Origin of the sequence: Pseudomonas sp. Sample_10 (genome assembly GCF_004321495.1) — a bacterium.
Classification (GTDB): domain Bacteria; phylum Pseudomonadota; class Gammaproteobacteria; order Pseudomonadales; family Pseudomonadaceae; genus Aquipseudomonas.
In genome coordinates this window covers 115,069-125,280 of sequence record NZ_RCOE01000063.1, presented here as the reverse complement: position 1 = coordinate 125,280, position 10,212 = coordinate 115,069, and the positions used below count along the sequence as shown (strand labels likewise).

At 55.8% G+C, this 10,212-nt stretch carries 9 protein-coding genes and 1 pseudogene; 7 read left to right on the top strand and 3 right to left on the bottom strand.

Annotation, left to right across the window (positions count from 1 at the left end):
- Positions 1-10 precede the first annotated feature (10 nt).
- Positions 11-1,264 (bottom strand): multidrug efflux RND transporter periplasmic adaptor subunit MexE, encoded by a 1,254-nt coding sequence (gene mexE / locus D8U18_RS05755; protein ID WP_056855403.1) that lies wholly within the window; start codon positions 1,262-1,264, stop codon positions 11-13.
- 298 nt (positions 1,265-1,562) lie between these two features.
- Between mexE and D8U18_RS05750 the strand changes: the two genes are divergently transcribed.
- The 3 genes from D8U18_RS05750 to D8U18_RS05740 all read left to right on the top strand — a co-directional run bounded on the left by D8U18_RS05750 (position 1,563) and on the right by D8U18_RS05740 (position 4,762).
- The gene (locus D8U18_RS05750) at positions 1,563-2,378 is read left to right on the top strand and encodes an alpha/beta hydrolase (RefSeq protein ID WP_131107256.1); all 816 of its coding nucleotides are present in this window, start codon (positions 1,563-1,565) and stop codon (positions 2,376-2,378) included.
- Positions 2,368-3,540, top strand: coding sequence for a PAS domain-containing sensor histidine kinase (locus D8U18_RS05745; RefSeq protein ID WP_131107255.1), 1,173 nt, complete (start codon positions 2,368-2,370; stop codon positions 3,538-3,540). Before D8U18_RS05750 ends, D8U18_RS05745 begins: the two co-directional genes overlap by 11 nt.
- A gap of 292 nt (positions 3,541-3,832) precedes the next feature.
- Entirely contained in the window at positions 3,833-4,762 is a 930-nt protein-coding gene (locus D8U18_RS05740) for a ZIP family metal transporter (protein ID WP_131107254.1), read from the top strand.
- Positions 4,763-4,795: 33 nt separating this feature from the next.
- Here the strand turns inward: D8U18_RS05740 and D8U18_RS05735 are convergent, their stop codons facing one another.
- Entirely contained in the window at positions 4,796-5,374 is a 579-nt protein-coding gene (locus D8U18_RS05735; RefSeq protein WP_082557618.1) for an ATP-dependent Clp protease proteolytic subunit, read from the bottom strand.
- Between the two features lie 244 nt (positions 5,375-5,618).
- On the opposite strand from D8U18_RS05735, the pseudogene D8U18_RS28990 reads away from it, so the two are divergent.
- Both D8U18_RS28990 and D8U18_RS28985 read left to right on the top strand, forming a co-directional pair.
- Positions 5,619-5,780 (top strand): annotated as a pseudogene (locus tag D8U18_RS28990) (general stress protein); the annotation flags it as partial.
- Positions 5,781-5,804: 24 nt separating this feature from the next.
- Positions 5,805-6,050, top strand: a complete 246-nt coding sequence (locus tag D8U18_RS28985; protein ID WP_347237897.1) for a KGG domain-containing protein — start codon at positions 5,805-5,807, stop codon at positions 6,048-6,050.
- A gap of 73 nt (positions 6,051-6,123) precedes the next feature.
- Here the strand turns inward: D8U18_RS28985 and D8U18_RS05725 are convergent, their stop codons facing one another.
- Positions 6,124-8,301, bottom strand: coding sequence for an ATP-binding protein (locus tag D8U18_RS05725; protein ID WP_131107253.1), 2,178 nt, complete (start codon positions 8,299-8,301; stop codon positions 6,124-6,126).
- A gap of 294 nt (positions 8,302-8,595) precedes the next feature.
- Between D8U18_RS05725 and D8U18_RS05720 the strand changes: the two genes are divergently transcribed.
- Both D8U18_RS05720 and D8U18_RS05715 read left to right on the top strand, forming a co-directional pair.
- Complete coding sequence (locus D8U18_RS05720) at positions 8,596-8,913, top strand: helix-turn-helix transcriptional regulator (protein ID WP_056855396.1); 318 nt, start codon at positions 8,596-8,598, stop codon at positions 8,911-8,913.
- Positions 8,906-10,174, top strand: a complete 1,269-nt coding sequence (locus D8U18_RS05715) for a type II toxin-antitoxin system HipA family toxin (RefSeq protein ID WP_131107252.1) — start codon at positions 8,906-8,908, stop codon at positions 10,172-10,174. Before D8U18_RS05720 ends, D8U18_RS05715 begins: the two co-directional genes overlap by 8 nt.
- Positions 10,175-10,212: the final 38 nt, after the last annotated feature.

The window sequence follows — 10,212 nt, the reverse complement described above, 5'->3', positions numbered from 1 at the left end:
TCGTTATCCCTTAACCGCGTGGGGTCGCTGCAGCCAGTTTCACAGCCGTGCCCGGCGCAACCTTGGCAGGTGCGACTTGTGGCAGGTTGCTGGCTTCCAGCGCTTGTCGTTGTTGTGCGAGGGCCGCGAGCGTTTGTTCGCTGGCCATCGGGATCACTTCAGGGGTGACTGGCGAACCGGGGCGTACCCGTTGCAGGCCCTTGACGATGATGGTGTCGTCCTTGTTCAAGCCGTTGCGCACGATGCGCAAGCCTTCGATCTTCGGCCCCAGCTCAACGGCGCGGTAGGCGGTCTTGTTGTCGGCATCCATCACCAGCACAAACTTTTTGCCAAGGTCAGTGCCGACTGCTTCGTCATTGATCAGCATGGCGTTGTAGGTGCCGCTGCCTACCAGTTTCAGGCGTGCATACAGGCCCGGGGTGTAGCTGCCGTCGCTGTTGTCGAACACGGCGCGACCACGGATGGTGCCGGTTTTCGGGTTGACCTGGTTGTCGACGAAGTTCATCACGCCCTGGTGCGGGTTGCCGTCTTCGTTGGACAGGCCCATGTAAACCGGGGTGGTGGCGCCGCGTTTACCCTGGCGTGCGAGTTGGGTGTACTTGAGGAACACACGCTCGTCAGCGTCGAAGTAGGCATAGACCTTGTCGGTGGACACCACGCTGGTCAGCGCGGTGGTATCGGCGGTCACCAGGTTACCGGCGGTGATCTCGGCGCGGCTGACGCGACCGCTGATCGGCGCGGTGACGCGGGTAAAGCTGAGGTTCAGCTTGGCCAGGTCCAGTTGAGCTTGCAGGGCGCCGACTGCGGCGCGGGCTTCCTGGGCGGCACTGGTTCGCGAATCGGCCAGTTCGGCGGAAATCGCATTGCTGGTACGCAGGCGCTCACCGCGCTGGGCTTCGTTTTCGCTGCGGGTGGCGGTGGCGCGGGCCTGAGAGACCAGCGCTTCGAGGCGGCGAACCTCGGCCTGGAACGGGCGCGGGTCAATCTGGAACAACAGGTCGCCTTTCTTGACGAGGGCACCCTCGGTGAACGCCACTTCATCGATCTGGCCGGAGACCCGTGGGCGGATCTCTACGGTTTCCGGTGCCTCAAGGCGCCCGGTGAACTCGTCCCACTCGTTGACCGGCTGCTCGAGCACCTTGGCGACGCTGACTTTCGCCGCCGGCATCGTAGCGGCCGTTTCCGGTGCCTTGCCGCAAGCGCTGATCACCACCATGGCCAATAAAGCCAACGGGAAGCGCAAATGTTTGAATGACTGTTCCATGGATGCATCCGCCAATGTGTTTAGATTGGCGAATGATGCTCGGCGAGGTTGTATGGCACGAATCGAATGAGCCGAAGGTAACTATCATCCGGAATGATATGAGGCTCCATGCAGCCCTCTAGCATGCACCTCTGATCAGCGGACTATCAATTGAGTCAATAGCAATTCAGTGTTGCCGAAAATGCATCAAAGGGCATGAGTCAACGCCACCGGCAGGCAGTTAAGCGTGACCGGACACTGTCGAGTATCTACACTGCCCGCTATCGGAGTTGATTCCGGCCCGCCCTGGATAACAAGCATGTCCCTTCAAAGTCGCAACAATGTAAAAGTGATCGGTGAGGGCTCGGCGACGCTCATTTTTTCCCATGGCTTTGGCTGCGACCAGACCATGTGGCGTTATCTCGTCGATCACTTCACCGGGCATTTCAAAGTCGTGCTGTACGATCTGGTAGGCGCGGGTCAATCGGACCTCGGGGCCTATGATCGCCAAAAATACGACTCGTTGGCGGGCTACGCTCAGGATCTGGGTGACATCATTGATGAGTATGCCTGCGGGCCAGTGATCGTGGTCAGCCACTCCGTCAGCAGTATGATCGGTGTCCTGGCTGACCGCATGTCCCCCGGGAAAATCGACGCGCATGTGATGATCGGCCCGTCGCCATGCTATATCGATTCCGACAACTACGTGGGTGGCTTCAAGCTTGAAGACATTCACTCGCTGCTTGATACCCTGGACAGCAACTATCTGGGCTGGTCCAGCACCATGGCCCCGGTCATCATGGGCGCACCCGGCCAGCCGGCGCTGAGCGAAGAGTTGACCAACAGCTTTTGTCGTACCGAGCCTGAGATCGCCAAGCAGTTCGCACGGGTGACGTTCATGTCCGACAATCGCAAGGATGTTGCCGGATTGACCACCCCGACATTGATTCTGCAATCGACCGATGATCTGATCGCCCCCATTGCGGTCGGCAAGTACCTGGAAGCCGTAATGCCCAACAGCACACTGTGCATCGTCGCCAACGTCGGTCATTGCCCGCACATGAGTGTACCTAGCGCCTGTACTGAAGCTATCGACAACTTCTTGTTGCCGTGGACGGCTGCCAATGCCGGCTGACATACCGTTTTTGCTCGATCCGCAAGTACTGTTCGACGGGGCTCCCTGCGGGCTGGTCGTCACCAGGGAAGATGGCACCATTGTGCGTAGCAATCAGACCTTCAGCCATTGGATCGGCTGCGATGCCCCTGATTTGGTCGGTCGGCGTTTCCAGGACCTGTTGACGATGGGTGGGCGGATTTTCCACCAGACCCACTGGGCGCCCCTGATGCAGATGCAGGGTTCGGTGGCCGAAGTGAAGCTCGATCTGCTGCACCGAGACAAACGCATCATCACTATGCTGCTCAACGGCGTGCGACGAGAGCACGAAAGTGGCGCGTTTTATGAACTGGCGCTGTTCGGCACCACCGATCGCGACAAGTACGAGCGCGAATTGCTCAACGCCCGGCGAACTGCAGAAGCTTTGCTGCGGGAAAAAACAGCAGCCGAAACGGCCCTGCAACAGGCGCAAACAGCGTTGAACGACGCTTACGAAAAATCCCAGCGCCGCGCTTCATTCGCCGAACAAATGGTCGCGATTGTCAGCCACGATCTGAAGAACCCTTTGACGGCTATCAGAATGGCTTCCGACATCCTCGCCCAATCCGAGCGCAGCGCAAAAGAAAGCAAGATGCTCGAGCACATCAGTCGCTCGACCGACCGCGCCGAGCGCATGATCGGAGATTTGCTGGACTTTGCCCTGGCGCGCATTGGGCGGGGTATAGCGGTCAATCCCGATTGGCTGGATTTGCATCGATTCATCAGCCAAAGCATTGATGAACTGCGTGTCGCTTTTCCGCAAGCCACACTCTTGCACACGTCCAACGGTTCTGGCCGCGCTTATCTGGATGCTGACCGGGTGCAGCAGGTCATTGGCAATCTGGTCGCCAACAGCGTGGCGTATGGTGATCTGGCGCATCCGATCACTATTGTTTCCGAATGGGGTGACGATCAATCGGTGATCTCGGTCCATAACCACGGCCCGGCAATTGCGGATGCATTAGTGGCCGCTCTGTTCGAACCCATGACCCGTGGCACCGAAACCGACAGTGATGGGCGAAGCGTGGGGCTTGGTTTGTTCATCGTCAGAGAAATAGCCAGGTCCCATGGCGGGGAGGTTGCGGTCAGCTCGACGGCCGAGGAGGGCACTCGGTTCAGCGTGCATCTTCCCCATCCTGAATAAGGGCCGGTCAACAAATTACCAATGATCGACGTGGTGTTGTGTTCCAGAGTTTCGATTGATTGTTTGGCGAATCGCAGGACCCCGCGGGATCAACCAAGGCCCGAGCTCCACGGAGCACAGCAAAGGCCAGGCTGTACCGGGTTGTCATTGGGGGCAGGGTGTTGAAATCAACCCGATGCATTTGTTTCAGATAAATGTGGCCTGGCATCCGGGCTGCTTTTACTATCGAGTGCCATCCGACATGTTTACCGCGTGCTGTAGAGCGCGCGGTGTTTAAAACCAAGGGGCTTGCATGGCTCAGTCGACTTCTTCATTGGTAGCTCCTCTGCGTGCTTTCTTTACACAGTTGACCCGTTCTGGGCGGGGAGGCATGGCGTTTTGGCTGGTGTTGGCCTGTGTGATGGCGTTGCTGCTGGTTAGCGGTTACAGCGCTGTTGTCGGGGGCAGCAAGGACAATCTGCGTTTCGCTTTACTCGGGGGATTGTCCGGATTCGGCGCAACGGCGCTCGGCGCAGTGGTGGCGATTGCGCTTCGCGACATTGCGGCTCGCACCCAGGACATCATGCTCGGCTTTGCTGCCGGGATGATGCTGGCCGCCAGCTCTTTCTCGCTTATTCTTCCTGGCATCGAGGCGGCTCGGCAACTGAGCGGCAATGGGTTACTGGCAGCCGGTATTGTCGTATTGGGTTTGGCACTGGGCGTTGCCTTGATGATCGGTCTTGATCGATTTGTGCCTCACGAGCACGAAAAAAGCGGCCGGCGCGGCCCAGAAGCCAAACGGATCAATCGGGTATGGCTGTTCGTCCTGGCCATCACGTTGCACAACTTGCCCGAAGGCATGGCGATCGGTGTCAGCTTTGCAACAGGCGACATGCAGGTGGGAATACCGCTGACCACGGCGATCGCCCTTCAGGACATACCCGAAGGCCTGGCGGTTGCAATGGCTTTGCGAGTGACCGGTATTACGGCACTGCGCGCGGCGCTGATTGCCGTCGGATCAGGCTTGATGGAGCCTTTTGGCGCCCTGGTCGGCCTCGGTATTTCCAACAGCTTTGCCCTTGGCTACCCCATCGCACTCGGCCTTGCCGCCGGCGCCATGATCTTTGTGGTGTCCCATGAAGTCATTCCCGAGACCCATCGCAATGGTCATGAAACACCGGCAACACTGGGCCTGATGCTGGGCTTTGGCGTCATGATGTTTCTCGATACTGCGCTGGGATAAAACACTCGCGTTATTGTTTCTGCATTGGCCAGATCATCCGCCACTGACTTTCCAGTGTTTAACATCATCGGCAAACACCATTTGCCTCATCTCGTGAGCAATGCCGTATGCGAGAGACTCATGGGCTGCGATGACTTTTTCCTCCGCGGACAAGCAATGGAAGATATCGAGTTTGGTCTGCGCTTCAGCGGTTTCCAGCGCGAAAATCTGCACGTAGCGCGCAAGGTCATTGTCGAGACTCGACAGGTATTCACGCAGACGTTGGTGATCAACGGATTTCTGACTGAAATACCAATTCATCGGGTGGATCAGAAAGCGCGAGTGGGGAGAGGTGATCCGGCGCCCTGCGGCCAGGAACATGATGATGCCCATCGATTCGATGTTCCCCGCATTGATTGCACACAATGGCACTGGCAGCGATTTCAGGAAGGTATAAAGCGTGAAACCGAAATTGGTACTGCCCCCGGATGTGGACAGGTTCAACAGTAAAGACGTGGCACCTTGATCAATGGCTTCGAGACAGCAATCCCTGAAACGCTCGGTGGTTGCCTGGTCGATCTGGCAATGAAAATGCACGATATGTTCGGTCATGGCCCGACCTCCGAAATCCATTATTTGTAAAGCTGCGTATGCGCTATGCAGTCTAGTAAATATTGACCTTTCGTTAGCGAAATATTCGACTTTATCAACCGGTTTTTGAGTGCCTGTTCCGTCAGTCGAAAGTCTTTATTTTTCATTGAACTAACGTCGTAAATCCACTGGTCGCGAAGCCTTTTTTTTGTTCAAACTTTCGATTTCCCATGCCATCCGAATTAAACGGGCGACTGCTCGTGTCAACGATTCAGAGGTGATTGAAATGGCCAATACAGGAAATAACAATCCCGGCAATTTTTCTAATGACCGAGATAAGGCATCCGAAGCTGGCAAGAAAGGTGGCCAAGCTTCAGGCGGTAATTTCGCCAATGATCCACAACGAGCATCTGAAGCCGGCCAAAAAGGTGGCCAGGCATCAGGTGGACAACAATCGAGAGATGCTGATCGTATGTCCGGAGGCGGGCAGGGTACCCAACGCGGTGGAGAGTTCACCGATGACATGGAGGACATGAACAAGCCTGGACAGAAAGGCGGACAGGCATCGGGTGGACGGCAATCCAACGAGGCTGATCAATCCACCGGTGGTGGTCAGCAAAGTGGACGCGGCGGCAATTTTGCCGATGACAGGGACAAGGCGTCTGAAGCAGGCCGCAAAGGAGGAGAAAACAATGGTGGCGGAGGGCGTCAGTCCTGATGCCTTTTAATCACCAAGCCCCGATTTTTCGGGGCTTGGTCTAAAGTTTCCCAGGTGACCCTCTGATCTTTATTTACGAAGCACCACTGTCTGCCGCACTCACCTGAATCAAAGCATGAACACGCGAACTGAGTTCATTCAGGCTGAAGGGTTTGGTCAGCACCTTGGTAGTGGCATCGACAGAAATCAGGCTGGAGCCACCTGCGAAACCGGTGATGAACAGCACCTTCATTTGCGGGAATTTCAATTTCAGTTCAGCCGCCAGGCTGATCCCGTTCATCATGCCGGGCAGACCAATGTCAGTCAGGAGCAAATCCAGGTGACCGAGCTTTTCTGCCTGCTTTATTGCCGATACGCTATCGACCGCCTCTACTACGCAGTAACCTGTTTCGCTCAATAATTCCGAGGCCATCTGGCGTACCGCAGCTTCGTCATCCACCAGCAAAATAGTTTCGCCGTTCCCCACTGGCTCCGTCGAACCTGATTCGGAATGGGCTTGGGTCTTATCGGGTTCAGAATTGTCCACTGGAAAATACAGGGTTACGGTGGTGCCGACGCCGACGCTGCTGTGGACCCGCACCTGCCCACCGGATTGTTGGGTAAATCCATAGATCATTGAAAGACCCAGACCGGTACCTTCGCCGATTTTCTTGGTGGTAAAAAACGGATCGAAAATGCGCGACAACAGTTCCGGTTTGATCCCGGTGCCGGAATCTGTCACGGATATGCTCACATAGGATCCTGTAGGCATCATTTTCTCGGAAGACGACGCATCATCGATCACGCATCGGTCGACCGAAAGATCCAGCGTACCGCCATTAGGCATGGCATCTCTTGCGTTGATGGCAAGATTGAGCAGGGCATTTTCCAGCTGATTGAGATCGCACTTGATACGATCACTGGTCTTGAACGAGCACCCCACTACAATGCTCGGCCCGACCGAACGGCGGATCATGTCTTCAAAATCGGCCACTACTTTGCGAGGTTCGATAATTTCGGGGTTAAGTGATTGCTGTCTCGAAAACGCCAACAGACGTTGCGTCAAGGCGGCTGCGCGAGACGCTGCGGTCATGGCAATCGAGTTGTAACGGGCCAGTTTGTCATGGCGACCGGCATCAATTCGACGCTGCATCAGTTCCAGGTTACCGATAATGCCCGCCAACAGGTTGTTGAAATCATGGGCGATGCCACCGGTCAATTGACCTACCGCTTCCATTTTCTGGCTCTGCCGAAGCTTGAGCTCCGCCATCGCCCGTTCATGTTGTTCGGCTTCCAACTGCTGAGTGCGCTGATTGATTCGGTCCTCCAGCAGCTCGTTCCAATCTCGCAATGCGTTCTCTAGCTGAACCCGATCGTCGATGTCTTCAATGGTGCCGTACCACTGCTCGCAATGACCGTCGATACCGAGGCTGCACAACGCGCGGACGCGGAACCAACGATATTCTCCGGTGCCTTTGCGTAAGCGGATTTGAGAGTCGAAAGGCTGCAAGGTGGTCAATGATTGATCCCAGAGCACAATCAACGCCGTCTTGTCCTCAAGATGCACCGCGTTGGACCATTGACGATCCAACGTTTGCTCAGGTGTCAGGCCGGTGTATTCATACCAGCGATGATCGATGGAAATGAGATTGCCGTTCTTGTTGGCCGTCCAGGGCCAGAGCGGATTGAGTTCAGCCGCTATTCGATAGTGCCTTTCACTTTCGCGTAGTTTCTTTTCGGTCAAACGCATGGCTTGCATGGTTTTGAAACGCTTTAAAGCTGCGCCAAGCAAATTGCTGTAACCGCGAAGAAAATCGATATCGCTGTCGGTGAACTGGCGAGGTATTCGACTATCCACCTCAAAAATGCCGAATGGACGTTCTCCATCGGCACCGTGCACGAGTACATTGACGAACGCTTTAACGCCGTTTTCGATTTGAAAATCGTGATAGCGAAAGCGGGTTTCCGTTGCAATATCCGTTGAAATGACCGGGCCGTTCGTGTCCAGAGAGTGACGTTCAGGGGTTCCCTCGCAGGCTTTTACTTTCACCTTCCCGACGACATTGGGTGCCCAGCCCACACCATTTCGCACAAAAAAAGTGATCTCGTCTTCCAACAACAGCATGAATTTCGCCATGTTGGTTCCGAGCCCGTCGCCGACCAAGCGGCAAGCTTCATCGAGAATTTGCTCCAAATCATCTGACGCCAAGGCCAGCTCGCCAAATTTGGCAAGCACCTTGCGCTGGCGCAGAAGCGTCTCCTCGATTGCCATGTCATCACCTATGGGGTTTTAGTATCCGAGGGTCGGGCACTGGCCTAGGTTCAAACGATGTGATCAAACGCAGTTTGTCTTTGCTTCCTGCAGTGCGTTCAGTCAAACCAGACAGGGATCTCAGGCGAGTTCAACAGGCCGATCACAGGTGATATGTAAATCCTTTGAACTGTGTCTAAAGCTAGAAATTAGGCGATAAGACACAACTTCAGGGAATTAAGTTGCTTGATAGGGCTGGGCGTTAATTCTATAATTTTGGGAATTAACTGGCACAGAACAGGCTTGGTGCACTCTATGTTGGATTTAAGCTTCAGCAAGCCGAGCGAGGTCGTCAAGCGCCTCTGCGATCGCTTGCGCACAGAGCGCTTGGCGCAGGATATGACACAAGCCGACTTGGCCGGACGTGCCGGCATCGGCACAAATACAGTCTCCAACCTTGAAGCCGGGCGCAATGTCGGATTCGAGAACGTCGTTCGGGTGGCGATGGCTCTTGGCCGAACCAAGGAACTGGAAGGCCTGTTTCTGCCTAGACTGGACAGCATCGAGGACATTCGGCGCTACGAAAACAGCGCCAATCGTCTCCGTACAAAAAGGAAGTCCGGCAATGCTTGAGCAGGTGAACGTCTTCTACGAGGGATGGGGTGATCGATGGCAATGGGGCACGCTGGTCTCCACGACTGCCCTTACCGGTCGCCCGTTGATCGTGTTCGAGTACAGCAATGAAGCCAGGCAAAGGGGCTTGGAACTGTCCTCCTACACGCTGCCGTTGGGGGGGGCTAACTTGCGCCGAGATTTTCCAGAGCACCAACTGTACTTGCCAGGGCCTGTTTACGACGCCTTGCCGGATGGGTGGGGCATGTTGCTGATGGACCGTTTGTTCAGGCGTCGCGGGCTCACCACAGCACGCATCGGTTCACTGGAACGGCTGGCCTACATTGGTAGCAATGCAATGGGGGCCATGACGTTTGAGCCCGTGGCACCCGAAGGGCAGGAATCTGACGTCCACATCCCGCTGCAGCAGCTTGCCGCCGAAGTACAGAAAGTCCTCCATGGAGACGGTGGCGAGTTCCTGCAGACGTTGCTGCTGGTGGGCGGCTCGCCTCAAGGCGCAAGGCCTAAGGCCCTCGTCTATCGCGATCCAGAAACTGGCGGATTTACCACTGCCGCCACGCCGGGCTTTGAAGCATGGTTGATCAAGTTCCCGGCCAAAGAAGAACATGCCGAAGTGTGCGCTGTCGAAATGGTCTACGCCGAATGCCTGCGCATGTGCGGTATCGAGACCCCTGACACGCAGTATTTCAATCTGCCTGATGGGTTGGCGGCGTTCGCCAGTAAGCGATTTGACCGTCGGGATGGTCTACGCGTACCCATGCAAAGCCTCGCGGCGTTTACGGGGGCAAATTACCGCTCCCCGGGAGTGTTGGACTACGTCAACTTCCTGCGGGCAACACAGATGTGTACCAACGACGTGCGAGAAATGGCGCGGGCGTTCGAACGTGCAGTCTTCAACGTTGCGTTCAACAACAGAGACGATCATCCCAAGAACTTCGCCTACATCATGTCGCAAGACGGTCAGTGGAGACTGTCACCGGCTTACGACGTGACCTTCTGCGAGGGGCCAAGTGGATATCACCAGATGGATGTGATGGGGGAAGCACTGTCGATTTCCCGCACGCAAATGCTTCGGCTGGCCGAGGAAGCCGAGGTGCCCCCGGAGATTGCAGGCAGAATGATTGATGGCATTTGTGATGTGGCGAGCCAGTTTGAAAGCATCGCCGAGAACCTGTATCCACAGGTTATTACTCGAGACACCTTGCGCACGATCCAAGACCGCATCGATCAGAACGTAGCTCGGTTACACCGTGGTCCATAGTGTGTGGAAAGGCAAAATAATCAGATTAGGAGCCTGCC

Coding starts and splice junctions, on each gene's coding strand:
- D8U18_RS28985 (WP_347237897.1), top strand. CDS start 5,805: ATGTCCGGAGGCGGGCAGGGTACCCAACGCGGTGGAGAGTTCACCGAT.
- mexE (WP_056855403.1), bottom strand. CDS start 1,264: ATGGAACAGTCATTCAAACATTTGCGCTTCCCGTTGGCTTTATTGGCC.
- D8U18_RS05750 (WP_131107256.1), top strand. CDS start 1,563: ATGTCCCTTCAAAGTCGCAACAATGTAAAAGTGATCGGTGAGGGCTCG.
- D8U18_RS05725 (WP_131107253.1), bottom strand. CDS start 8,301: ATGGCAATCGAGGAGACGCTTCTGCGCCAGCGCAAGGTGCTTGCCAAA.
- D8U18_RS05740 (WP_131107254.1), top strand. CDS start 3,833: ATGGCTCAGTCGACTTCTTCATTGGTAGCTCCTCTGCGTGCTTTCTTT.
- D8U18_RS05715 (WP_131107252.1), top strand. CDS start 8,906: ATGCTTGAGCAGGTGAACGTCTTCTACGAGGGATGGGGTGATCGATGG.
- D8U18_RS05745 (WP_131107255.1), top strand. CDS start 2,368: ATGCCGGCTGACATACCGTTTTTGCTCGATCCGCAAGTACTGTTCGAC.
- D8U18_RS05735 (WP_082557618.1), bottom strand. CDS start 5,374: ATGGATTTCGGAGGTCGGGCCATGACCGAACATATCGTGCATTTTCAT.
- D8U18_RS05720 (WP_056855396.1), top strand. CDS start 8,596: ATGTTGGATTTAAGCTTCAGCAAGCCGAGCGAGGTCGTCAAGCGCCTC.